Source organism: Robiginitalea sp., assembly GCF_982776155.1.
This window is the reverse complement of the sequence record NZ_CEXZKX010000005.1, coordinates 156,511-179,850: the sequence shown is the minus strand read 5'-3', so window position 1 is coordinate 179,850 and position 23,340 is coordinate 156,511. Positions and strand designations below refer to the sequence as shown.

The 23,340-nt window shown below is 57.0% G+C and carries 21 protein-coding genes and 1 tRNA gene; 11 read left to right on the top strand and 11 right to left on the bottom strand.

Annotated features, from left to right (window positions below):
- Positions 1-14: 14 nt before the first annotated feature.
- Positions 15-1,160 carry a TolB family protein gene (locus tag AC3DKS_RS10385; RefSeq protein ID WP_041326949.1) on the bottom strand — a complete coding sequence of 382 codons (1,146 nt, stop codon included), beginning with the start codon at positions 1,158-1,160 and terminating at the stop codon, positions 15-17.
- 36 nt (positions 1,161-1,196) lie between these two features.
- On the opposite strand from AC3DKS_RS10385, the gene AC3DKS_RS10380 reads away from it, so the two are divergent.
- The 3 genes from AC3DKS_RS10380 (at position 1,197) to dusB (ending at position 6,021) form a co-directional block, all read left to right on the top strand.
- Positions 1,197-2,459, top strand: coding sequence for a M28 family peptidase (locus AC3DKS_RS10380; protein WP_474731660.1), 1,263 nt, complete (start codon positions 1,197-1,199; stop codon positions 2,457-2,459).
- Between the two features lie 110 nt (positions 2,460-2,569).
- Positions 2,570-4,975 carry an outer membrane beta-barrel protein gene (locus AC3DKS_RS10375; protein WP_474731662.1) on the top strand — a complete coding sequence of 802 codons (2,406 nt, stop codon included), beginning with the start codon at positions 2,570-2,572 and terminating at the stop codon, positions 4,973-4,975.
- A gap of 53 nt (positions 4,976-5,028) precedes the next feature.
- Positions 5,029-6,021, top strand: coding sequence for a tRNA dihydrouridine synthase DusB (dusB, locus tag AC3DKS_RS10370; RefSeq protein ID WP_474731664.1), 993 nt, complete (start codon positions 5,029-5,031; stop codon positions 6,019-6,021).
- Positions 6,022-6,051: 30 nt separating this feature from the next.
- Here the strand turns inward: dusB and AC3DKS_RS10365 are convergent, their stop codons facing one another.
- Together AC3DKS_RS10365 and rbfA are read right to left on the bottom strand one after the other, a co-directional pair.
- A complete protein-coding gene (locus AC3DKS_RS10365; RefSeq protein ID WP_474731665.1) occupies positions 6,052-7,260 on the bottom strand; it encodes an ABC transporter permease in 1,209 nt (402 codons plus the stop codon).
- A gap of 2 nt (positions 7,261-7,262) precedes the next feature.
- The gene (rbfA, locus tag AC3DKS_RS10360; protein WP_041326951.1) at positions 7,263-7,655 is read right to left on the bottom strand and encodes a 30S ribosome-binding factor RbfA; all 393 of its coding nucleotides are present in this window, start codon (positions 7,653-7,655) and stop codon (positions 7,263-7,265) included.
- Between the two features lie 51 nt (positions 7,656-7,706).
- On the opposite strand from rbfA, the gene mce reads away from it, so the two are divergent.
- Complete coding sequence (gene mce, locus AC3DKS_RS10355) at positions 7,707-8,108, top strand: methylmalonyl-CoA epimerase (RefSeq protein ID WP_474731667.1); 402 nt, start codon at positions 7,707-7,709, stop codon at positions 8,106-8,108.
- A 112-nt stretch (positions 8,109-8,220) separates the two neighbouring features.
- Here the strand turns inward: mce and AC3DKS_RS10350 are convergent, their stop codons facing one another.
- Positions 8,221-8,643, bottom strand: coding sequence for a DoxX family protein (locus AC3DKS_RS10350; protein WP_015753393.1), 423 nt, complete (start codon positions 8,641-8,643; stop codon positions 8,221-8,223).
- Between the two features lie 243 nt (positions 8,644-8,886).
- On the opposite strand from AC3DKS_RS10350, the gene AC3DKS_RS10345 reads away from it, so the two are divergent.
- From AC3DKS_RS10345 to AC3DKS_RS10325, 5 genes are all read left to right on the top strand, one after another.
- A tRNA-Ile gene (locus AC3DKS_RS10345) sits at positions 8,887-8,960 on the top strand.
- A gap of 554 nt (positions 8,961-9,514) precedes the next feature.
- Positions 9,515-9,805, top strand: coding sequence for a DUF2188 domain-containing protein (locus AC3DKS_RS10340; protein WP_015753418.1), 291 nt, complete (start codon positions 9,515-9,517; stop codon positions 9,803-9,805).
- Positions 9,806-10,493: 688 nt separating this feature from the next.
- Positions 10,494-11,162, top strand: coding sequence for a hypothetical protein (locus AC3DKS_RS10335; RefSeq protein WP_272606961.1), 669 nt, complete (start codon positions 10,494-10,496; stop codon positions 11,160-11,162).
- A 100-nt stretch (positions 11,163-11,262) separates the two neighbouring features.
- Positions 11,263-12,048, top strand: coding sequence for a DUF6090 family protein (locus tag AC3DKS_RS10330; protein ID WP_015753421.1), 786 nt, complete (start codon positions 11,263-11,265; stop codon positions 12,046-12,048).
- Between the two features lie 235 nt (positions 12,049-12,283).
- Positions 12,284-13,216, top strand: coding sequence for a nuclear transport factor 2 family protein (locus AC3DKS_RS10325; RefSeq protein WP_015753422.1), 933 nt, complete (start codon positions 12,284-12,286; stop codon positions 13,214-13,216).
- 99 nt (positions 13,217-13,315) lie between these two features.
- Here AC3DKS_RS10325 and AC3DKS_RS10320 read toward each other — a convergent pair whose 3' ends face one another.
- The 4 genes from AC3DKS_RS10320 to AC3DKS_RS10305 all read right to left on the bottom strand — a co-directional run bounded on the left by AC3DKS_RS10320 (position 13,316) and on the right by AC3DKS_RS10305 (position 18,291).
- Entirely contained in the window at positions 13,316-15,457 is a 2,142-nt protein-coding gene (locus tag AC3DKS_RS10320) for a S9 family peptidase (RefSeq protein WP_015753423.1), read from the bottom strand.
- Positions 15,458-15,634: 177 nt separating this feature from the next.
- Positions 15,635-16,051 carry a response regulator gene (locus tag AC3DKS_RS10315; protein ID WP_272606962.1) on the bottom strand — a complete coding sequence of 139 codons (417 nt, stop codon included), beginning with the start codon at positions 16,049-16,051 and terminating at the stop codon, positions 15,635-15,637.
- 27 nt (positions 16,052-16,078) lie between these two features.
- The gene (locus tag AC3DKS_RS10310) at positions 16,079-16,477 is read right to left on the bottom strand and encodes a response regulator (protein ID WP_015753425.1); all 399 of its coding nucleotides are present in this window, start codon (positions 16,475-16,477) and stop codon (positions 16,079-16,081) included.
- Positions 16,474-18,291 carry a PAS domain-containing protein gene (locus tag AC3DKS_RS10305; RefSeq protein ID WP_272606963.1) on the bottom strand — a complete coding sequence of 606 codons (1,818 nt, stop codon included), beginning with the start codon at positions 18,289-18,291 and terminating at the stop codon, positions 16,474-16,476. The genes AC3DKS_RS10310 and AC3DKS_RS10305 overlap by 4 nt, the downstream gene beginning before the upstream one ends.
- 159 nt (positions 18,292-18,450) lie before the next feature.
- Between AC3DKS_RS10305 and AC3DKS_RS10300 the strand changes: the two genes are divergently transcribed.
- Positions 18,451-19,245, top strand: a complete 795-nt coding sequence (locus tag AC3DKS_RS10300) for a zinc metalloprotease (protein ID WP_272606964.1) — start codon at positions 18,451-18,453, stop codon at positions 19,243-19,245.
- Positions 19,246-19,334: 89 nt separating this feature from the next.
- Here the strand turns inward: AC3DKS_RS10300 and AC3DKS_RS10295 are convergent, their stop codons facing one another.
- The 3 genes from AC3DKS_RS10295 to AC3DKS_RS10285 form a co-directional block, all read right to left on the bottom strand.
- Complete coding sequence (locus AC3DKS_RS10295; RefSeq protein ID WP_272606965.1) at positions 19,335-20,795, bottom strand: MltF family protein; 1,461 nt, start codon at positions 20,793-20,795, stop codon at positions 19,335-19,337.
- An 84-nt stretch (positions 20,796-20,879) separates the two neighbouring features.
- A complete protein-coding gene (locus AC3DKS_RS10290) occupies positions 20,880-21,056 on the bottom strand; it encodes a hypothetical protein (protein ID WP_015753429.1) in 177 nt (58 codons plus the stop codon).
- A 102-nt stretch (positions 21,057-21,158) separates the two neighbouring features.
- Positions 21,159-22,802, bottom strand: coding sequence for a hypothetical protein (locus tag AC3DKS_RS10285; RefSeq protein ID WP_272606966.1), 1,644 nt, complete (start codon positions 22,800-22,802; stop codon positions 21,159-21,161).
- Positions 22,803-22,947: 145 nt separating this feature from the next.
- On the opposite strand from AC3DKS_RS10285, the gene AC3DKS_RS10280 reads away from it, so the two are divergent.
- Positions 22,948-23,337 (top strand): DUF983 domain-containing protein, encoded by a 390-nt coding sequence (locus AC3DKS_RS10280; protein ID WP_272606967.1) that lies wholly within the window; start codon positions 22,948-22,950, stop codon positions 23,335-23,337.
- The last annotated feature ends 3 nt before the right edge of the window (positions 23,338-23,340 follow it).

Here is a 23,340-nt window from a genome sequence, read left to right as displayed (position 1 = left end):
GGAGGACTTCGGGTTCAGTCCTGCCACTCGGCGATAAACAAATTGGTGTCCCGGGTGCCCCCGTTGTTCCGGTTGCTCGAAAAGGCCAGGTATTTTCCGTCCGGGGAGAAGACCGGGAAGGCGTCGAAGGTCTGCCCGTGGGTAACCCGCTCCAGGCCCGTGCCGTCTGTGCCGATGAGGTAGAGGTTGAAGGGGAAGCCGCCCTCGGATTCGAAGTTGCTGGAAAACAAAATTTTATCTCCGTCCGGATGGAAGAAGGGGCTCCAGTTGGCATTGCCCAGGAAGGTGAGCTGCCTCAGGTCGCTGCCGTCTGCATTGCAGATAAAGAGCTCCATCTCGGTGGGCTGGACCAGGCCGCGGGACAACAGGTCTTTGTATTCGGCAATTTCCGCCTCAGTCTCCGGTCGGGAGGCCCGGAAGATGATCTGCGTGCCGTCCGGGGAGAAAAACGCCCCGCCGTCGTACCCGAGCTCGTCGGTGATCTGTCGGACGTCCGACCCGTCCAGGTTCATGGTGTACAGCTCCAGGTCGCCGCTCCGGTCGGAGGTAAAGACAATCCGGTCGCCCTGGGGAGACACGGTGGCCTCGGCATCATACCCGGGCTCGTCCGTCAGCTGGTCGACGATATTCCCCTGGAGGTCGGCCACGAAGATGTCGAAGGAATCGTATACCGGCCAGACGTATTTGCCGTTTTCACGCAGGGGCACCTCCGGGCATTCCGGGTCCCGCAGGTGGGTGGAGCCGTAGAGGATGTGTTCATTATCCGGCATAAAATAGCCACAGGTGGTACGGCCCATCCCCGTGCTGACCATGGGCGGGACGCTACCGTTGAAAGTTTCCCCGGCATCCATCAGGAACATCTGGTCGCATTCCACCCCCCACTTTTCGTAATTCGACTGGAAGATCAGCTGGCGGTTGTCGAAACTCCAGTAGGCCTCTGCGTTGTCGCCGCCAAAAGTGACCTGGCGGATGGATTTAAAGTGCGTCTCGCCCGGGTAGATGAGCGTGTCGGAGGATGCGGCCATGGGGCTGCCGGCAGCGCTTCCAGCGGCCGGGTTATCGGCAGGATCGGAAGCCCCGCCCGCGCCGGGCTCCGGCTTTTTGCCGTCCTTGCAGGCCATGGTGCAAATTCCCAACAAGAGTAAAAGTAAGATTCTCATGGAGATGCGTAATTTTGGTAAAAATAGAAGGAAGCCATGAAGTATTACAACCTTTTTGCAGGAATTCTGATGTCGGGGGCCGTTGGGCTGCTCGCCGGGAGTTGTGCCGAGACGGCCGCGCCTGCCGCCAGCCTGGAAGACGATGTGCACATCCTGGCCAGCGATTCCCTGGAAGGCCGCCGCACCGGGTCGGAAGGGGCCCGTCTGGCGGCCGGGTACCTGGCGCGCCGGATGGAGGCCATCGGCCTGGAACCGGCCGGGGAGGAAGGCAGCTATTTCCAGGACTTCAGCTTCCGCCCCCGGCAGGACCCGCATGGGGAGGTAGCGTATGGCGACCATTCGGACGGATCGGTCACCGCCCGGAATGTCCTGGGCCTGCTCAATAACGGGGGGGAGCGCACCGTGGTGATCGGGGCGCATTACGACCACCTCGGGATGGGGGGCGAAGGTTCGCTGCACCGGGGAGACTCGGCCATCCACAACGGGGCGGACGACAATGCCAGCGGGGTGGCGGTTATGCTCCGCCTGGCCCGGGACCTGGCTGAACGCGCGGCAGGAGGCGTGCAGGAAGCCCGCGACAACTACCTGTTCATTGCCTTCTCCGGGGAGGAAATGGGCCTGCTGGGGTCTAACTATTTCACCAAGAACCCCACCGGCGATTTCGGCAAGCCCGCGTATATGATTAACCTGGACATGGTGGGCCGGCTCCGCCCGGACAGCACCCTGTCCATCAGCGGTACGGGGACCAGCCCCATCTGGAACCAGGTGCTCCGTTCCCGGAACCCGGGATTCCGCCTCGTACTCCAGGAATCCGGCGTTGGCCCTTCCGACCACACGTCCTTTTACCTGCAGGATGTCCCCGTACTCCACTTCTTCACCGGTCAGCACGAAGATTACCACCGGCCTTCGGACGATTCGGAGAAACTCAATTACGAGGGGATGGCGCAGATTTCGGATTACATCCTGGCGATAGCCGCAGATCTGGAAAGCCAGCGGGAAATCGCCTTTCGGAAGACCAAAAACGAGAGTGAGGAAGTGCCCCGGTTTAAGGTGGGACTCGGCGTGGTCCCGGACTACCTCTTTGACGGTACCGGCATGCGGATTGACGGCGTGAGCGAAGACAAACCCGCCCAGCGGGCCGGCCTGCAGAAAGGGGATGTGGTGGTACAACTGGGCGACAGCACGGTAACGGATATGATGAGCTATATGCGGGCCCTGTCGGCCTTTGAGCCCGGGGACAGCACCACAGTGGTGGTGGCGCGCAACGGGAAGCGGGTAACCGCAGAGATTGGTTTCTAGCCAGGCGGGACAGGGCGTAAGGCCGCCCGGGGTGCAGGTAGTCTAATTCTTCCAAATTTTGGCGGGTTGGCCCGGTAAATTGTTTAGATTTATACCAGCCCAGACAGAAATTGAAGTTACGAACCTTGCTTTTGCTGGGGATTTGCCCCCTCGCCCTGCACAGCCAGACCTACTCGGTCTCCGGTTTCGTCAAGGATACCGGCGGTACCCCATTGCCCTATGCGAACATCCTGTTGCTCAACGCGGACAGCGTCCGGGTAAGCGGGACCTCCTCGGATGAATCCGGCTATTTCTCAATCGACGGCATCGCCCCGGACCTCTACCTGTTCCAGCCCCAGTACTTTGGATATTCGGCCCGCCCTGTCCCCGTAGAGGTCCGCTCGGACCTGCGGCTCGGGGCCCTGATCCTGTCGGAAGATGCCGAACAGCTCGACGAGGTGGTAGTGACCCGGAAGCGACCGGTCATTGAGCGGCAGGCAGACCGGGTGGTCTTTAAGGTGGAAAACACCGTCCTGAGTTCCGGCAGCACCTGGGACATCCTCAGGAATGCCCCGGGGGTCATTGCCGGCCCGGAATCCCTTGAGGTGCGGGGGCAACCGGCCACCATCTACCTGAACGGCCGCAAGGTCCAGCTCGGGCAGGACGAGGTGCTGGAATTGCTCCGGGGGTTGTCGGGGGATATGATCCTGTCCGTTGAGGTCATCCCATTACCCCCGGCGAGCTTTGAAGCGAGCGACGGCCCGGTGCTGAATATCCGCACCCGGCAAAACATCCTCCCCGGGTATAAGGGCAGTGTTCGGGGGGAGTATACCCAGGCGGTATTCCCCAAATACAGCCTGGGCACCAGCCAGTTCTTCAAGACCGAAAAATTCGGGTTGCTCGCCAGCTATTCCATCGCCCCCCGCAAGGAACTGAAGGTCTCGGACAGCTACATCAACTTTATCGACGCCGGCAACGCGGTCTTTGCCAACTGGGAAACCCGGATGGACCGGATAACGCGTTCCCAGGCGCAGCAGGGCAACCTGATCCTGGACTTTACCCCTTCGGACCGGGACGAGCTGAACCTGACGGCAAACCTGTTGTATTCCCCGGACCAGGAGCATGCGTATACCCTGGGCACCGAGATGCGCAACGGACAGGGAAGCCCGGACTCCACCCTGGTAACCCGTTCCGTCCTGGACGAGGACCGGCTCAACGCCTCGGTTGAACTGAATTACCGCCGCAGCCTGGGGGAGAAGGGGGCTTCCCTGAAGGCCAATGCGCACTATACGTACTACGAACTGGACCGGGTCCAGGAGGGGAACAGCCGGTACTTTGACCCTTCCGGGGCCTTTCTCCGGGACTTTCCCTTTGCCACGGATGCGGACCAGCAAATCGATATCTACACGGGCCAGCTGGACCTGGACGTTCCAATCGGCAAGGGGAACCTGGAAACCGGGGTGCGGGGCTCGTTTATCGAATCCCGGAACGCCATCGACTACCTGGACGTAAATATGGAGCCGCCTTTTGACATTGCCGTGACGGACCGGTTTTCCTATGACGAGGAAGTTTACGCCGCCTACACGAGCCTGTACCAGGAATGGTCGGCCTGGTCGCTCCGCCTGGGGCTGCGCGCCGAGCAGACACAGGTGCGGGCCCGTTCGGAAACCCTGGACGAGATCAACAACCAGGACTACCTGGAGTGGTTTCCCACGCTGTACCTCGGCCGCTCCCTGGGGGAAAAGCACAGCATGGCGCTAACCTACAACCGGCGGCTGACGCGGCCAAATTACCAGGACCTGAACCCTTTCCGGTTCTTCCTGAATGAAAACGACTACAATGAGGGCAACCCGAACCTCGTCCCGAATTTCAGCCACAACTTCAACCTGAACCTCTCCCTGGACAACACGTATTTTATAGACCTGTATTACCGGGATAACGGCCGGTACATCAGTACGCTCAGCTTCCAGGACAACGAAAACCAGACCCTACTGCAAATTAAGCAGAACACGCTGGGGAGCATTTCCTACGGGCTGGACTTCACAGTATCCAAAGCCCTGTTGGATTGGTGGCAGGTTTACGCCTACAATTCTCTTTTTTACGAGGAGGAGACGCTGCTCGCCGTATTGAGCGAGCAGGAAACCTACACCAACCGCGTCAGCGGGTATTACGGCTACCTCAACAATTCACTGACGCTTTCGGGGGACGGCACGCTTACCGGGGATGTCTCCCTGCTGTACCTGAGCGGCTTCCTCCACGGGTCGTTTAAGCGATCGGAAACGATTGCCCTGAGCGCCGGTCTCCGCCAATCGCTCTGGCAGGGCCGGGCCTCCCTGAGCCTGGTGGCCGAGGACCTGCTCGGACGGGCCAATGCCACGTACACCTCCCGGTACGCCAACCAGGACAATGCGTTTTACTCCCGCCCCGAAACCCGTTTTATCCGGCTGGGATTCACCTATAATTTCGGGAATTACCGCCTGCAAAGCCGGCGAGCCGACCTGCGGAATACGGAGCGGGACCGGATCGTGGAGGATTGATTTGCCCGGAAATCCACCTTATTCGTAGCTTTGTAGCGCAAAAACAGCAATTTATGGTACGTATCGGCCCAGTGGAACTCCCGGATTTCCCGTTGCTGCTCGCCCCGATGGAGGATGTGAGCGACCCGCCCTTCCGCACGCTCTGCAAGGAACAGGGGGCCGATGTGATGTACACGGAATTCATTTCGTCCGAGGGTCTGATCCGGGATGCCGCCAAAAGCGTGGTGAAGCTGGACATCTATGAAAAGGAGCGGCCCATCGGCATCCAGATCTTCGGGGCCGAACTGGACTCCATGCTCCAGGCTGTGGATATCGTTACCGAGACCGGGCCGGACATTATCGATATCAATTTTGGCTGCCCGGTTAAAAAAGTGGTTTGCAAGAATGCCGGGGCCGGGATCCTGCGCGACATCCCGCTGATGGTAAAACTCACCGAGGCGATGGTGAAACGGACCCACCTGCCCGTGACGGTGAAGACCCGCCTGGGCTGGGATCACAATTCCATTAAGATCGTCGAGGTGGCCGAACGGCTCCAGGACGTGGGCATCCAGTCCATCGCCATCCACGGCCGGACCCGGGTGCAGATGTACAAAGGGGAGGCAGACTGGCGACCCATTGCCGAGGTAAAGAACAACCCGCGGATGCACATTCCGGTGTTTGGGAACGGGGATGTGGACACCCCGGAGGCAGCGGTTCGCATGCGGGACGAATTCGGCCTGGACGGGGCGATGATTGGCCGGGCATCCATTGGCTACCCGTGGTTTTTCCGGGAGGTAAAGCACTATTTCGAAACCGGGGAGCACCTGCCGCCGCCGGACATGGAGGCACGCGTGGCAGCAGCGCGCCGCCACCTGCAGATGGCCATCGACTGGAAGGGGGAAAAGCTCGGCGTATTTGAAACCCGCCGGCACTACACGAACTACTTCAAAGGGATCCCGAATTTTAAGCCCTACCGGATGAAGATGGTTACCAGCGACGACTCGGCCGACGTATTTGCCGCCTTCGACGAGGCCCTGGAGGCATTTGCCACCCACGAGTTTGCCTGAATTCCCGATCCCCGTTCCCGGATTGGACCGCTACAGGCTCAGCATCTTTTTGTTTATGCGGTTGCTCGCAATGCGGGCGGCGATGACCCCCAACACGGCTATGGTGGCCAGAACAATCCCCACATTCGCCCAGCTCAGGGCCACCGGGTAGGCCAGGGACGGGGTGATCATCAGCCAGCCAAAGGCGAGTTGCGACCCGATCAGCGCCACCCCGATCAATACCCCGATTACCCCGCCTGCACAGGTAACCAGTACCCCCTGCAGGAAATAGATCCGGCGGAGCTGCCTAACGGTGAGCCCCAGCGAATAGAGGGTGCGGGTATGGAGCTGCTTGTCCAGGATCATCATGATGATGGCCCCCACCACGTTAAAGAGCGCAATGATTAACACCAGCGTAAAGATCAGGTAGGTTGCGAGGTTTTCGGTATTCAGCATCCGGTAGAGCGTCTGGTTGAGCTGGCGACGGGTACGGACTTCCACGCCGCTACCCAGGGTATCACGCACGGCCGACAGCACGGCTGCTTCATCGGCCTCCGGTGTGAGTCTCAGGTTCACCCCGGATACCTGCAGGCTGTCGCGCTCCAGCAGCGCCTGCACCAGCCCGAGGTCTGCAAACAGGTATTTTTTATCCAGCCCCTCCTCAATCTGGTAGATTCCGGAGAGGATCACCGCCATCTGGTTGTAGGGCTGGTCGCCCAGGCCCTGGGGGGAGAGGTTGCCCGTTCCGGGTTTCGGGACCAGTACGATGAGGGGGGAGCGGTAATTCTGAACGCTCAGCGAGAGCTGGGAGGCGATGGAGATCCCGGAAACCGCCTGTTGGGCGCTGAGGTCCCAGAGCCCCATATAGATGGTGCTGTCGATGCCCGTGGTGCGGTTGTAGGCGGAATCCACCCCTTTGATATAGGCAATCATGCTGCGCTGGTCGTGGGTGAGGTAAACGCGTTCTTCCAGTTCCCTGGAATACGAGGCGATCCCCGGGATGTCCCGCAACCCCGCAGTTTGTTCCGGGCCAAAGGCAAAGGTCTTCCCGCTGGCCGGGACAATGCGCATGTCCGGGTCGAACGTGTTGCTGAAAGACAGGCTGAAGGTTTTTAACCCCGCAAAACCGGAGAGGACGATAAACAGGGCAGCGGAGCCGATGACAATGACGCCGAAAGTGACTGCATTGATGATATTGACCGCGTTCTGGCTGCTTTTGGAACGGACATAGCGCCGGGCGATGTACAGCGGGAAGTTCACGCTCAGGATTTTTTGCGGCGGGGCAGCAGGTCCGGGTTCTCGATGGGGTCTTCCCCTTCCTTGAGCGACTTTTCGATATTCTCGATGTATTCCAGGGAATCGTCCAGGTAGAATTGCAGTTCGGGAACGCGCCGGAGCTGGTTGCGCGTGCGCCGGGCCAGTTCGTGACGGAATTGTGCCTTTTGCGCCTGGATCCCCTTGATCAGGCCCGTGGCCTCTTTGACCGGGAAGATACTCACATATACTTTGGCAATGGACAGGTCTGAGGTGACGTGGACTTTGGTCACCGAAAGGATAATCCCCTGGAGCCCGCCGTCGACGGCCGCCCGTTGGAGCATTTCTGCCAGGTCCTGCTGGAGGAGGCCGGCGATTTTTTTCTGTCGTTGCGTTTCCACAGCCCAAAAGTACACACAAATGGCTTATTTTCGTAGGAAAACGCCCCGGGAATGCGCAAAATCGAACATATTGGGATCGCGGTAAATGATCTGAAAGCAGCCGGCGACTTGTATGAAAAACTCCTGGGCAGCCCGGCCTACAAGACGGAGGAGGTTGCCTCGGAAGGGGTGCGCACCGCATTTTTCCGCTCCGGCCCCAACAAGGTGGAACTGCTCGAAGCCACTTCCCCGGACAGCCCGATTGCCAAATACCTCGAAAAGCGGGGCGAGGGCATCCACCACATCGCCTTCGACGTGGAAGATATCCGATCCGAGATGGCCCGTCTCCGGGCCGAGGGGTTTACCGTACTCAATGAGGAGCCCAAAAAAGGGGCAGACAACAAACTGGTGGCCTTCCTCCACCCGAAAGGCACCCACGGCGTCCTGGTGGAACTCTGCCAGGATATGGGCTAGGGCTTCGCCTGTGCAAGCTTCCGGCACAAACCGGCACATCCGGAGGCAGTTCCAAACCTACAGGTTCCATCCGGTTGCCGGGTTCCATCCGTTATAACTAGGGATGAACTCCCTACTGGTACTTCTTCAGGTAGGCATCCAGCGAAAACCTCCCGGAACCGTATACAAAGAAGAAGACGCAGACCAGCAGCACGATGATGGCCGTGATCAGGTTGGCGGGAATCATCTCGCCCAGGAAATTCGTCATAATCGCCCCGAAAAGGATGGGGATCTGAAACCCTACGGCCCATCGCGTGAGCAGGCCGATAATGATAAAAAAGCCGCCGACAAAATGCGCCGCGGCCACATAGTGCAGGATGATCCAGCTTCCCGGCAGGTCCTGGTAGGGCCGCATCATGCTCATGAACAGGTCCAGGTTGGACATAAAGCTCACCCCTTTCACAAACAGGAATACCCCCAGGGCCACCCGAAGCACATCCAAACCGTAATAGGAGTGGGCGTCCGCCCACTTGTCCCAAGTTTTGATTGTTCCCATGGCTACGTTGTTTTAACCTACTTAAATTACTGAAGTTTAGGGAGATAAAAAAATATAATTAAGCGCCGGCCCCGGCTGACCAGGTCCGACCACAGCCAGGATCCCGCCCCAGGAGCGCGTCTGATCCACCCGTGTGAAACCGTCGGTTCTCGCTCGCGGACCCCAGCCGGAATCACCGTCCCCAAATGGATTTTCGGCTTGCAGCCTCCCGAAATAAGTGGTAATATTGCATGCTCCAAAACGGGTCCTATAGCTCAGCTGGTTAGAGCACTTGACTCATAATCAAGGGGTCCCTGGTTCGAGCCCAGGTGGGACCACATCAAGCAGCAAACCCCGCACGATTTCGTGCGGGGTTTTTTGTTTCCGAAAGAAAGTGAAGCTTGCTTCGACTTTCTGAAGGGAACGAAAAGGCGCCGATTTGCGCTAGCAAAGCGGAGGTTTGCTATTTGCAGGAGTGGTGATTCTCTGGTAGGCGGCGCCAGCCGCCAACCCAGGGCTACATGAATGCTCGGTCGTCATTTGGCCAGCGCACCGGCTGGCTCCTCGCTGCGAGAGGTCCACCGGACCTCACGCGGTCGCTTGGCCCGGTCGCTTTCGACGCAGGAGAAAGCAACCCAGGGCCGCATGAATGCTCCGTCGCCGCTTGGCCAACGCACCGGCTGGCTCCTCGCTGCGAGAGGTCCACCGGACCTCACGCGGCCGCTCGGCCCGGTCGCTTTCGACGAAGGAGAAAGCAACCCAGGGAATCAATTCTGTGAAGTACTTCCAAGCAGGAGCCGTCATTCTCTGGTCGGCGGCGCCAGCCGCCAACCCAGGGCCCCGGGGTAAATCCCCCGAAAACAGTATCTTGGGGAGTGTTAAAACCAACCCAATGCCCAAAGGCACTACGTCCCGCTCCTGGATCGACATATTAATCGAACTCGCAGAGGTCTTTTTTAAAAGCGCCCGCCAGAACAAACGGGGGAGGACCTGGCACCAGCATGTGGTGCCCTATAAAGACAGGTGGGCCGTCAGGCGGGAGGGCAACAAACGCATCACCTCCAAACACCTGCGTCAGGACACCGCTATTCGCAAGGCCAGGCGACTGGCCAGGAAGTACAAGGCGGATGTGATCATCCACCGGTCGGATGGCAGTATACGCGATCGGATCAGCTATGATTAAAACGAACAAACCGGGGAGATGAAAACGGGAAAGCGGAGCCCCAACCGCAACTAATTTCCTGACGAATCAATATACTCCCCAGACCCATGGAAGCAACCGCAGCGGCAATAACGGCTATCGCTATTTTTGTAATAACCACTTTTTTGGTCTGGAAACTTTCGGTAGGCCGGTTTAAAGCGGAATTTGGTAAAAAGAGGAGAAATGTATGGGGCCAACGGACGTTTTATTGGGAGAGCATTATAGCGATCAGTACGGGAATTACCTTTCTGGCCATGTACCTCTTGAGATGGGCGGATGTGCTAACTTTCCCGTGAGCCGGCTGCACCGGTAGTCTTGTTCAATCCGCAGGGGCTTATTTTGTAACCCTCACTACCCATTCCTGTCTTTTCCATGGTTTTACAAAGTCGTTTGGAAAAACTTCGGCAGAGGTATTTCAACCCGACCTTTCAAGCAATTACTGGAACTCCCCTGCAAATAACTCCTATTCTCCGCCTCCGGGCACCCCGTGTTACCGATGTGGTATAGCTTGTTACATCTGTGCTATCGGATCACGCAGGCAATAGGTATATTCTATCGGATCCAGCCCGATGTTTCCAGGGACCTGGTTGTTTGCTCGGATACTGACATGTGCGGGATAACGAACACCGCCTGGCTACCAGACTTTATGATAAACTGAAAAACAAATAAGATGAAACACCTGATCTGTTTATGGATGCTCCTGCTCCTGACCCCATCGGCGGCCTGGAGCCAGGATTTTATGGAATCCATGATGCAAACCGCGCAAATGGAAAACGAGGCCAATGCGCAAGAAGAGGGCCAGCCCAACGAGGGAACGAATTCGGAAGCCGCGGAAACCTGGGAGGCGGAATTGGAGCGAATGAGGGAAAGTACCCCGGAGTTTTTCGCTTCGTTGGACACCAAATATCTGAAGTGTGTGGCCATGATGGAATCGTACGTCTATATGTATTTAAAACTGGTGCGGGAGCATAAATTGGGCGATATGACCCTGTCTGCATGCGACGCCTATGGAATGCAGACCCTGGCGATGGCCAGTTCCACCACATTTATGTACTGTGCGGAAGGGATGGAAGCCCCTGAATTGAATGAAGAGGAGAAAACCGATTTGATGATGGATTATATTCATAAGCTTACCGGGTTCCAAGAGCTGATAAATCATTACGTATATAGTTATTATTTCGATTTAGTGCAGTCAAATTTCCCGAATACCCCCGCCAGCGCCGAAACGATGAATCACAACTACCTGGTTTACCTAATGGAATTTTTCCGGCCGCGGTACATCATCCCCCAAAGCCTGAAAATTGCCCGGGAAATGGAGGCCCTGGGCTGTAGCGGATAAAATCGAAATTTAATCGGGCAGGGCATCGGGCGAACGGGGAATTTTGGGCAGAACATCAGGGATTGGCAAAATTTTCTACATTTAAGCCAACCGCCGGACCATGATCAAATTCTTCCGAAAAATCCGCCAAAGGCTCCTGGCCGAGAACAAATTCAGCAGGTATTTGCTTTATGCCGTTGGCGAGATCTTCCTGGTCGTCATCGGGATTTTGATTGCCCTGCAGATTAACAACTGGAACGAGGGCCTGAAGGAACGGGCAACGGAACAGTCCATACTAAAACAGTTGCACAGCGAATACCAAAGCAACCTGGCGCAGCTGGATGAGAAGATTTTTATGCGCAACGAGGCGCTGGAAGCGAGCTACTTCCTGCTGGAACAGATCGACCACCCTGCAAACATCGAAGAAAATGCGATATACGATGCCTTCTGGAAGCTCGTCAGGGACCCTACCTTCGACCCGATTGTGAACGATATCGTGGGAAGCAGCAACCTCCGCCTGATCCGGAACGATTCCCTGGTGCGGCTGTTGTCGAACTGGTCTTCGGAGGTCTACCAGGTACAGGAACTGGAACTGCAGTACCAGAAATTCCGCTCGGAAATCCTGGCGCCCGCCTACAACCGGCTGGGGGTCTCCAGGAATGTCAACGACGCCGTGTGGAAGGATGGTTATTCCCCCCCGGAAGCCCTCGACAAAAAAAATTCCGTCAAGCTGACCATCGACCAATCACCCAGGCCCATGGACCTCCGGGAGGTGCTCAAAGACGTCGAACTCGAGGGCATGATTGCCCAGGCCATCACCTACCACCAGGTAACCAACATCCAATCCGGGACGCTTCGCGACCGCATTCTGGAAATGCTCGAATTGATGGAGGGGGAGATAGACTGACGCGCTGCGGATCCTCCCCAGGCCCACTTCAGGGCTTCTGCCTTTATCCCTTTTCTGAATGACGTCTTTATCTCCTTGGCCCCCTACGCAAGACTTCAATCGGCACAGAGGAGTTTTCCCACACATAAATAATTGAAAATCAGTAATTTATTTTCATCCTCCGGTAGGTTGGCTGCTTTTATTTCGTACCTTCTGAGACTGCCTATATTCAAATAATCAACCAAAACCTATTAAAATGAAAAAAGCACTGCTTATCGTTGTCCTGCTGGGCCTGACCATGGCCTATGGACAATCCAAAAAAAACGGGACGATTTATATCGAACACCCGGCCATTGAAACCGTCAACGCCCTGGTCGACGCCTTTGTAGCGGGAGACAGCGCGGCCGTGGCGGGATTCCTCCACGAAGATTTCCGGGCCTTTAACGGTTCTACGCCGAACAAAGACGCCAAAGGCGCAACCAAAGAACAATACCTGGGACGCGTCAACTTCTGGAAAAACAACATCTCTTACCTCAGCATCGAACCGTTGCAGGGGTCCTACCCGGATGCCCTGGAATACAAGGACGGAGCCCTCTGGGTACAGAACTGGAGCCAGCTAAAAGGGGTCCATAACGGCTCCGGGGTCAAGATCGACGTGCCCATCCACCGGATGTACCGGCTGAAGGACGGGAAGGTGGACCTGGAGATCAGTTACCACAACGAGCGAATATACCGGGAAATTGGCGAGAGTTTCCAGGACCGCGAAAACGGGACTATCTACAACCACCACGACAATATCAACAGTGTCCGCCGGATGATGCACGCTTTTGAGCACGACGATTTTGAGACGGCTTATAGTTTCTTTGACGAGAAGGCCCGGTTTAGCAGCCTGGAAATGGAGCGGGGGGAATCGATGTCCCTGGAAGAAGCCAAGGCACGGAATGAGGAAATCTGGGAAACCTTTGACATTACGAGTATCGACGTGGTGGGATACCCCGATTACCTGGAGTACGACCTGCGCGACGGTAAGGTGGTACAGAGCTGGTGGAATATCCGGATGACGCGAAAAGCCGACGGCCACAAAATCGTGATGCCCGCCCTGTATATCCACGATTTCAATGACGAGGGGAAAATTACCCGTTCCAGTGCCTACCTGAGCACGAAATGGCTGGATGCCCCGGCTGAATAAACCAGAATCACCTGATGGCAGGAAAGCCCGCGACCCAATTGGGTCGCGGGCTTTGTTTTTTTGTATAACGCAAGGGAATCACGGGGTACGAGGACCCGCCTAGAACCCGCCCCGCTCCAGCTGCAGCAGGAAGGCGTACATCAGGGCCGTGCGCCGGTAGCGTTCAAAACGTCCGGATGCCCCGCCGTGCCCCACGTCCATGTTTGTGTCCAGCAGCAGCACGTTGTCGTCCGTTTTATAGTCCCGCAGCTTGGCCACCCATTTGGCGGGTTCCCAGTACTGTACCTGGCTATCCCAGTAGCCTGTGGTAACCAGCATATGCGGGTACTCCTTCCGCTCCACATTGTCGTAAGGGGAATAAGATTTGATGTATTCGTAGTACTCCGGGTCTTTCGGGTTGCCCCACTCGTCAAACTCAAAAGTGGTGAGCGGGATGGATTCGTCCAGCATCGTGGAGATCACATCCACAAACGGAACGGCGGCAATCACCCCGTTCCACAGTTCCGGGGCCATATTCACCACGGCGCCCATCAACAGGCCGCCAGCGCTGCCCCCTTGGGCGTACAGGTGGTCCGGGGACGTATACCCCAGTTCCACCAGGTACTTCCCGCTGTCGATAAAGTCGTAGAAAGTGTTCTTTTTGTTCAGGAGTTTTCCATCCTCGTACCATTGCCGCCCCAGGGTCTGGCTGCCCCGGATATGTGCGATTGCAAAAGTAAAGCCGCGGTCCAGCAGGCTGATCAGCGGATAGCTGAAGGAGGCGTCCTGGTTGGAACCGTACGATCCATAGCCGTAGAGCAGTAACGGGGTCTCCGCACTCTTGGGCGTACCCTTGCGGTAGACGATGGATACCGGGATCTGCGCCCCGTCCCGGGCCTCTGCCATAATGCGCTCCGTCTGGTAATTGGCGGGGTCGAAGCTGCCGCCCAGCACCTCGTCCTGTTTCATGACGGTCCGCTCCCGGGTGGCCATGTCGTAATCGTAGACGACGGTCGGGGTTGAAAAACTCGAATATTCAAACCGCAGTACGTCCGTGTTGTATTCTGGGTTGCCGGTAGTGTATACCCGGTACGCCGCATCCTCAAAATCGATGTAGTACTCGGACATGTCCCGCCGGTCGATCACGTGCAATTGCACAAGCCCGTCTTTCCGCTCCCCGAGGACCGAGAAGTTCTCAAAATGGTCCATGCCCTGGAAGAGGACCTCCGGGTTGTACGGGATAAAGTCCTCCCAGGCCGATTTTCCGGTAGCGTCTTCCCCACAGTACATCAGGCGGTAATTCGGGGCCTCCAGGTTCGTGCGGATCACAAAACGGTCGCCGATATGGTCCACGTAATGGATCAACCCCTTTTCCCGCGGCTGGAACAATTGCCAGTCCCCGTCCGGGGTATTCGCATCCAGGTAGCGGTATTCGGTCCACTCCGAGTGGGACGAGATCAGCAACAGGTAGTCGCGCGACCGGCTCTTGTAAACAAAGCTCTGGAAGGTGGGGTCGGTTTCTTCATAAACCAATTCGTCCGTGGCGGGGTCCGTGCCCAGGACGTGTTTGTAAACCTGGAAAATCCGCAGCGTTTCCGGATCCTTCTTGCCGTAGAATACGGTCTTGTTGTCATTGGCCCAGGTGATGCCCTGGGCATTTTCGATTCGCTCGTCCCGGACCTCCCCGGTTTGCAGGTTCTTGAAATAAACGGTGTACTGCCTGCGCGAGACGGTGTCCACCGAAAATGCCAGCCACTGGTTGTTTTCGCTGACTTCCCGTTCCCCGATGCTGAAGTACGCCTTGCCTTCGGCCATTTCCGGACCATTCAGCAGGATTTCCTCCTCGGCCCCTTCCTCCAGGGATTTCCGGCAGTAGAGCGGATACTGGTTGCCTTCTTCATACCGGATGTAATAGCTATACCCATTGAGGGTTACCGGTACCGAGGCGTCGTCCGGGGCCATCCGCCCCACGATTTCCTCGTACAGGCTGTCCTGCAAGGCCTCTGTCGGCTGCATTACAGCCTCCAGATAGTTGTTTTCCGCCCGGAGGTAGTCCAGGACCCTGGCGGTTTGCTCGTCCGGATCCTCCGCGTTTTTCTGGGCATCGCTCAGGCGCATCCAGAAGTAGTCGTCCGTGCGCGTGTCGCCGTGTATTTCTAGTTGTTCCGGGGATTTTTCGGCTATCGGGGGCTGGGGGGGTGCCGGTTCGGTTTTGCAGGCTGCCAGAAACAGCAGCAATACGGGAAACAGGTAGTATTTCATTAATCGTTGTTTTTTAGCTGATTGGTACTTGCACCTGCGGGCCAAAAAGGCCGACTCACAGCTGGCGGGGAGAAGTTACGGAATTTTACAAAGCGGAGGATTGTACGACAATCGGATGAAGGCGGTCCGGAATTTACAGATTGCAAACGAAAGATTGACAGCAGTAAGAACGCCGGCCTAATGCACCATCTCAGCGAGCATTGCTTCGCTTAACGGCTTCACCCGCATAGCATCCTGCAGGTCGTATTTTTCAATACGGGCCTGGTCGGATGGCTGCACTTCTGCGGTCAGGAAATAGAGTTTCATCCCGCTGAGGTCCCGCTCCGCCCCGGAAAGGGCTTCCATAAAATCCCAGGCATCCATCACGGGCATGTTGACATCCATGATCAGCAGGTCCGGCAAAGTCTTCCCAGGATCGAGGAGTTGCTCCAGGGCATCCCCGGCCGAGAGCAATTGGCTGACGGTGGCGTCCGGGAACGTGCGACGCACCACCACCCGGTTTACAAACAGGCTCATCTCGTCGTCGTCCACCAGGAGGATGGACCGGGGCGGAGACGGGGTGTTATCCTGGGTTGGTTTGGCAGGTGAGATCACACTATCAGGGGGGGTGTGCGGGTTTGTTTATGCGGATTGGAGGATGCCGGTCAGGTCTAATTCGGTTATGGGCTTTACGAAATAGTTGCCCACTACCTCGTATTCCCGCGCCCGCTGTTCGTCGGCGGGGTTGATCGAGGAGCTGACCACGTATATGGTAACCCGTTCCGTATTGTTGTTGGGGATCTTGACAAAAGACTCGAGGAAATCCCAACCGTCCATCACCGGCATATTCAGGTCCAGGAAGATGACCGAAGGCAAGGCCTCTCCCCGGTTGAGCATATCCAGCAGCCCGTCTATGGCTTCCTGCCCGTTGTTAAATACCAGGATTTCCTCGCAAAACTCTACCTGCTTCATCATGAGTTTCATCCCATAGACCAGGATCGGGTCGTCGTCTACGATACAGGTTTTTTCCAGTGTTTTCATGTATTGTCGGTTGTATTGAGTATGACGCTGAACGTGGTGCCTGCGCCCGGCTGGCTGGACACGGTAATTTTCCCGCCCATGGCCTCTACCTGGTTTTTGGTGATAAACAGCCCGATTCCCCGGCTGTCCTTGTGTTTGTGGAAAGTCTTGTACATGCCAAAGAGCTTGGCCCCGTGACGCTGCAGGTCAATACCCAGGCCATTGTCGGTGAAATCCATGCGGCACCGTCCGTTTTCGACGGTGGCCCCGATCCGGATAAAGCTCTCTTTCTCCGGGTCGCGGTATTTCATCCCGTTGGTGATCATATTCAGAAACAGGCTGTCCAGGTAAGCCGGGATGCCCATAACTTCCAGCCCCATATCTATATCGACGTCCAGCCGGACTCCTTCGGCCTGCAACAAAGCGGCTAGTTCGGTTTCCGCTTTGTGGGCAGCGGCAAACAAGTTTACGGGCCGATGTGCTTCCTGATTGCCCGTCTGCACTTGTACCACCTCGTTCAGGTGGGTAATTGAATCGTTCAACCCGTTTGCAGCCCCGGCGAGCATTTGCAAAGCGTTCTTACGTTCGGATTCGGCGATCCTGTCCTCCAGGAGGAATTGGGTGATCATCGACAGGTTGGTAGCGTGAGACCGCAGGTTGTGCGATACGATATGCGCAAAATTCAACAGGCTCTCATTCTGGCTGACGGTGGTATTCAGGAGTTTTTTCATCTCCTCCTCGGCCATTTTTTGCCGGGTGACATCCCAGGCGGCGCCGATTACCTGCAGGGGCTTCCCATCGGGGTCCCTGACTATGTTTCCCTCATCGTGGATCCACCGGGTTTCCCCATCCGGCCGTACAATGCGGTAGTCCATCTGGAACTTCCCGGCAGATTGCAGGTCGCGGCCCATTCTTTCCCTGACCCACTCCCGGTCATCCGGGTGCAAGGCTGCCTGCCAGGCGGCAAAAATGCTTTCAAACTTTTTCGCTTCAATGCCGAATATGTCGTGCATACGCTCGTCCCAGGCAACCTCCTGCCCAACGACGTCAAAATCCCAAATACCGATTTCAGCACCCTCTTTGGCTATATTCAGGCGCTCGCTCACTTTTTTGAATTCAAGCCGGGCTTTTTTTCGTTTGTCGATATCCTGCATGGTTCCGCGAATCCGGATACACTTGCCGTTATGTATGTCTACCTCGCCAATCCCCCGGACCCAAATTTCCCGTCCTTTGGCGGTGATGAGCTGCACTTCAATATCCCAGGGCTCCCCGGTACGGACATTCTCGTCCAGCACCTTGAGCACCAGGTCCTTACTGGCCCCTTCTTTGTAAAACTTGATTACCTCCTCCATAACCGGTTCATAATCCGGGGGTACCTCGTGCAGCGCCCGCAAGTTCGGCGACCAGAAAATCTGATTCTTCACCATGTCTACCTCCCAGGTCCCGATCCTGGCTACCCGCTCCATTTTTTCAAAAAGGTCGCGGTCCCGCATCTGATCGGTAATATCCTCAAGGACCAGGAGGATGCCTCCGGGCATTGGGCCATCGGCGGCCAGGGGGGACATTTTCCAGGAATACCAGGCAATTTTACCGTCGGCGTGTTGGTAGAATATCCTGTCGTTGGATCGCTCGAGTCCCTCCCGGCAATAGGAGAGATCCAGGAAGAGCTCCTCCGGCATATCGGGGAAGACTTCTGCAATCCGGGACCCTTTGGAGCTCCGGTCCGTCCGGAACTGGTTGTGCCAGGCCTCGGAGAAACCCTGGAATTTCAGGTCCTGGTCCAGGGCGGCGATGGGGATCGGCGCCTGGAGTAGCAGCAAGTCGTTGAGTATCATTATTTGGTCAGCTTGTACGAAAGTAGAAAATTCTTACGAAACATCATGAATATTGTTACAACTCGAATTTATGGCAATTATTGCCGTCAATTGATGAAAACATACGATTATTGCAGGGCTTTTCGTTACAGTGGCAAAGTGAACCCGAAAATTCCCTCTATGCGCAAGTTCCAATACCTCTGCTTGTTCTTATTATTGTTGGCAACCGCCTGTTCTACCGATGCAATGGATGACAACCCGGCCGGCGACCCTGCCGGAAATGGCTCCCCGGACGGGGGCCCGGGGTACCGCGGCGCTGTCGGTGAATCCGCAGCCGACCTCTTGTCCGGCGAAACCTTCGGCGGGCTTTCATTGCAATTGCTCTATGTGGAAGGCATGCGGCCCACCCAGGCTACCGTCGATAATTTCCAGGACTTCCTCCGGGAGCGCCTGAATAAACCGGACGGCATATCGCTCACCCTGCGGGAAATCGCATCGCCCGGCCAGGACGTCTATTCCACCCAGGACATCCGGGAACTGGAAGACGAGGTGCGCACGCTGTTCTCAACCACAGACAACCTGGCGGTATGCGGTATTTTTCTGGACGGTTCCTTTGAAGGAAACACGGAATCCGGGTCTGTCCTGGGGATTGCCTACCGGAATACCTCCTTTGTCGTTTTTGGGGAGACCATCCGGGAATTCAGCGGACAGCCCCTGGCACCATCCACGACCGTCCTGGAAACTACCGTGGTCAACCATGAGTTCGGCCATCTGCTGGGCCTGGTGAACGCGGGGACCCCACTGCAAACCCAGCACCAGGATACCGAACACGGTCGCCATTGCACGGCCGAGGATTGCCTGATGTACTGGACTGCGGAAACCGGCGAGGGCTTGGTCAATATGATTTCCGGGGGGAACGTTCCCAGCCTGGATGCAGCCTGCCTGCAGGACTTGCAGGCCAACGGCGGGCGTTAAGGCGGCAACGGCCATTCGTTGTCAGGGCTTCCGGAACCTCAATTTGCGAATCTGCCGCGGGGGTACTGCCGGGATGGAATCATTGTATCTCAGGGAACCGATGCCATGTCGGGCCCTATGTCCTGTAATACAGAGCGATAGTGCTCAAACCGCTCAAAAACCTGTTTGACGTACCGGTAAGGTTCTTCCCCCCGCACATAGCCGTAGTCCACCACCTCATTCAGGTAATTGTCAGGCGTACTCAGGGCAAGTAACATCCGGTCTACGTTTTCGTCCCAGCAATCCTTGTCATACCCCCTGACGTCTGCCAGTTTGCGCGCATCTTCTACGTGTTGGTAGCCGCAATTGTATGAGGCCAGCGTGAACTTGATGCGCTGCAGGGAATCCGTGACCGTGGGGAAGCGCTGGTACAGTGCTTCCAGGTACCGGGCCCCGGCTTCCAGATTCTCCCGGGGATTGGTCCGGTCGGCCACCCCGAGTTCCTCGGCCGTGGCGGGCATCAGTTGCATCAGGCCCGAGGCCCCGGTCCAGGATTGGGCCGTGGCATTGAAACGGGACTCCTGGTAGACCACGGAGGCCAGCAGGCGCCAGTCCCAGCCCATTTCCCGCGCTTCCCGTTTGATCAGCGTGTCGTACGGGCTGATCTTCCCCTCATTCAGGCTGTAGAAGGGACTGTTTACGCGCCGGCTGAAATTGCGCCGGTTCTTGAAGTATTTATTAAAAATGACATAGTAATCGGTCTCTTTTTTCTCCCGTTCAAGCCATTGGTTGATGGCTTTGAGCAGCCCGGGGGAATCCCTGGAAACCGCCCAGGCAATTCGCTGGGAGAAGCTCACCGGGACGCTCACGTCCAGGATGGGGTGGTGGGAGGCGTTGATCCGGGCCAGGTTCTGGTCGGCAAAGGTGTATTTGATCTTTTTATCCACCACCATCTGGATAATTTCGTCCGTGGCCAGGTTGCCGTCCAGGGTGTCTACATGGATAATGCCCCCGATCTCCTGGGAGAGGTTGTTGACGCGTTCCAGGTAGGAGGAATTCTTGCGGAGGCTAACCGTATCCCCGATGAGTTCCACCGGGTCCAGGACGAGGCGGTCCCGGATCTGGTCGCGGGTGAGCCGCCGCCACCCGGCGGGTTTTCGCTGTACCAGGACCTGCCGGGTCAGGTAGAGGTAATCGGCAAAAGCGACCTTTTTTTTCCGTTCCCGGGTGATGGCCAGTCCGTGGGCCACCAGGTCCACTTCCCCCCGCTGGAGGATTTCCAGCATTTCGTCCAGGTTGCGGGCAATCCGGAGGTCCAATTCTACCCCCAGGTCTGCTGCAAGCCGTCGGGTCAATTCGTATTCATACCCCATGGGCTGCCCGCGGTACAGGAAATAACTCGTGGCGCTATAGGCGATCAGGGCCCGCAATTTCCCGCTTTCGCGTATGGCATCCACGGTCCGGGCGGGTTTGGGGGGGTCCCCTGCCCGGCTACCGGGCTCGCCGGGTCGGGAGGAGCAGTTGCAGAGCAACAACAACAGGGCAATATACGGGAGGGAACGCAGGTGCATTTCAGTTCGTTAATACCCGGAGAAGATACAAAACCCCTGGAAATGAGTACGCAACTCCCAATTCGGGCCACCGGCCTGCCAGGCCTAGCGGTTTGCCAGGGAACCACCCGCGCTGTTCAGGGAAGCGCTCAGGCGTTCGGTGCATTCCCGTAGGATCCAGTCGCTGACCTGTTCAAAATACATCAGGGTCAGGGTGGCAACGAAGATAAAAAGCAATGCCGTGCCAATGCGGGCGAAGTATAATTTTTCCGAATGGGACATGACGTAATTGGTTGGATTATAAGTTGAAATATAAGGAGACCAATTAAAATTAACAAATTTTTAAGAACGTTTGTTCTCCGGGATTGGGCCCGTTGGCGGGCCTTATTCCGTCCTCCGGTCGCCCAGGGGGTTCAGCGAGTTCTCCACCCCGGACTGCACGCCTTTCCAGACGTAGTTCCAGACGCCCTTGTACGGGACGCGGGTAAATTCGATGGCGCCGACGATGGTTTTGCCCCGCCGGTTCGGGTTGGAATTGCGCACCAGGGTATTGGCCAGCCAGGAGAGCGTGGTTTTCCGGTTGCCGTCATCCTTGATGAAGGCCACTTCCAGGTCATCGTACAACATGGTCAACTCCCCGGTCATCCGCCGCGACGTACCGTCGGCGTGGAAATACATGCCGTTTAGTCTGCCTCCTGTAAAGCGCATTTCCATGGCCGGGTAGATGGTCGGGTTCAGTTTGTGGAGTCGGGAACTGCCCCGGGTGAGCCCTTTCATGTGGAAGTGGTCCGTGGCATAAGGCAATTGCAGGGAAACTTCCACAGGGAGCGTCCCCAGCAAAGTACCCTGCAGGTCAATCTTGAGGGTGTCGCCGGTGTCCCGGGCAGCAGCCCCCGATACTATATGGACGATGCGGCCGCGTAGTTCCGGGAAACCCACCAGGACTTCGGGCCCCGATTCCTGTACCTTCTCCCGGTACTCGAGGCTCGCATGGCGCAGCGAGACGGTATCGATCCGCAGCGGCCACTCCAATTCCATCAGCGCATCGTCGGGCAGGGGTACCCGGCGCTCGGTTTCATAGGGCTTGGTCTTGTCGCGGAAGATGCTCCCTTGCAGGCGGTCCACCGCTACGGATCGCATCCGCAAATCGCCCTGGGCCAGCAGGCGGTCCAGGTCAAACCCCGCAATATCCAATCGGGAGAACCGGGCGGTGTAGGTTTCAAAGCTGTGGGCGTGAGCCTCGGCGAACGACCCGGTATCCATTAAGGGGCGGAAGGCAAGGCTGTCTACCCGTACGCTTTTGTCCGAATGGCGGTACCGGAAGCGATCAAAGTACAATTCGTAGGAGGCCCCGGTAAGCGTATAGCGCTGCCGGCTGAGTTCCAATTCCAGGCCCGCGAGCTCCGGGACCAGGTAGGCGCCCGTTCCCCTGGCGTCCGCCGAGAGGCCAACCCCTTCCACCAGCAACCGGTCGCCAAAAAAGGAGGCTACCGTGTCCTTTTGATCGGGCCCGGAGAGGTTCAGGCGGAAATGGTCCAGTTCAAACCGGCTGAGGCGGACGTGGTCAATGCCCGGCAACCGGATGGAGTCGATGCGCGTCCCGGATAGCTTCGAATCTTCGCCCCCCAATGCGGAATCCGCAAGCGCCCTGCGCAAATTCAGTTGGAGCGTATCCAGTGAAATGGACCGGATGGATAGGGTTTCGTTCCACAGGAAATTCGTCAGGTTAATCCCCTCCAGGGTGATGCGCCCGATTCGGAGGGTGCCCAGGCCTTCGCCCCCGGGGTGCAGGCTGTCGTCCGCCGCCCGTGCCCGAACCTGCCGCAGGTTAAGCTTTTCCGAAAAGATGTCGAGCTCCAGGGCTTCGTAATCCAGGGAAAAACCGGCTTCCGCACTGTGCAGGACGATTTCCCGCCGGATATACCCCTCCAGGACCTTTTCCAGGATGGGGTTGAGCCAAAAGGCTGCCGAGGCCGCGAGTAGAATCAGTACAAGGAGGGGATATCGTTTCCGGATTTTGATTTGCATGGGATCGGGCCAAGGGGGATGGCCTGAAGATACTAAAGATCGGCGTGATCCTTTGCCGGGCTGTGCAATCGGGCTTTTTTCCAGTGTAACCGCGGTAACATGACGCCATGCCGGTTATATGTATCTTTGCATTAAATTTCTCGAGATGTTTGGAAAAGGAAGCAAACTCTACAGCATATTGTTGCTCCGGTGCCCCCGCTGCCACCAGGGGGCTTTTCTCCGCAGCCACCCTTACGACCTTAGCAATATGAACCGCGTTCGGGAAACCTGCCCGAATTGCCAGCTGAAGTACCGGATTGAACCGAGTTTCTACTACGGTTCCATGTATGTGTCCTATGCCGTGGGCGTGGCAGTGGCCATTGCGGTTTACGTGCTGATACTCCTGTCCGGCGTCCAGCTCGGCGCAGGGGGTATCTTCGGCGTGATCGTCGCTGCGCTCGTGCTGCTGATGCCCTGGATCGGGGCCGTCTCCAAATCCATTTGGGCCAATTTCTTTTTCAAGTTCGACCCGGAGGTTGCGAGAAACAATAAATAACCG

Coding starts and splice junctions, on each gene's coding strand:
- AC3DKS_RS10385 (WP_041326949.1), bottom strand. CDS start 1,160: ATGAGAATCTTACTTTTACTCTTGTTGGGAATTTGCACCATGGCCTGC.
- AC3DKS_RS10380 (WP_474731660.1), top strand. CDS start 1,197: ATGAAGTATTACAACCTTTTTGCAGGAATTCTGATGTCGGGGGCCGTT.
- dusB (WP_474731664.1), top strand. CDS start 5,029: ATGGTACGTATCGGCCCAGTGGAACTCCCGGATTTCCCGTTGCTGCTC.
- mce (WP_474731667.1), top strand. CDS start 7,707: ATGCGCAAAATCGAACATATTGGGATCGCGGTAAATGATCTGAAAGCA.
- AC3DKS_RS10350 (WP_015753393.1), bottom strand. CDS start 8,643: ATGGGAACAATCAAAACTTGGGACAAGTGGGCGGACGCCCACTCCTAT.
- AC3DKS_RS10340 (WP_015753418.1), top strand. CDS start 9,515: ATGCCCAAAGGCACTACGTCCCGCTCCTGGATCGACATATTAATCGAA.
- AC3DKS_RS10335 (WP_272606961.1), top strand. CDS start 10,494: ATGAAACACCTGATCTGTTTATGGATGCTCCTGCTCCTGACCCCATCG.
- AC3DKS_RS10330 (WP_015753421.1), top strand. CDS start 11,263: ATGATCAAATTCTTCCGAAAAATCCGCCAAAGGCTCCTGGCCGAGAAC.
- AC3DKS_RS10325 (WP_015753422.1), top strand. CDS start 12,284: ATGAAAAAAGCACTGCTTATCGTTGTCCTGCTGGGCCTGACCATGGCC.
- AC3DKS_RS10320 (WP_015753423.1), bottom strand. CDS start 15,457: ATGAAATACTACCTGTTTCCCGTATTGCTGCTGTTTCTGGCAGCCTGC.
- AC3DKS_RS10310 (WP_015753425.1), bottom strand. CDS start 16,477: ATGAAAACACTGGAAAAAACCTGTATCGTAGACGACGACCCGATCCTG.
- AC3DKS_RS10305 (WP_272606963.1), bottom strand. CDS start 18,291: ATGATACTCAACGACTTGCTGCTACTCCAGGCGCCGATCCCCATCGCC.
- AC3DKS_RS10300 (WP_272606964.1), top strand. CDS start 18,451: ATGCGCAAGTTCCAATACCTCTGCTTGTTCTTATTATTGTTGGCAACC.
- AC3DKS_RS10295 (WP_272606965.1), bottom strand. CDS start 20,795: ATGCACCTGCGTTCCCTCCCGTATATTGCCCTGTTGTTGTTGCTCTGC.
- AC3DKS_RS10290 (WP_015753429.1), bottom strand. CDS start 21,056: ATGTCCCATTCGGAAAAATTATACTTCGCCCGCATTGGCACGGCATTG.
- AC3DKS_RS10285 (WP_272606966.1), bottom strand. CDS start 22,802: ATGCAAATCAAAATCCGGAAACGATATCCCCTCCTTGTACTGATTCTA.
- AC3DKS_RS10280 (WP_272606967.1), top strand. CDS start 22,948: ATGTTTGGAAAAGGAAGCAAACTCTACAGCATATTGTTGCTCCGGTGC.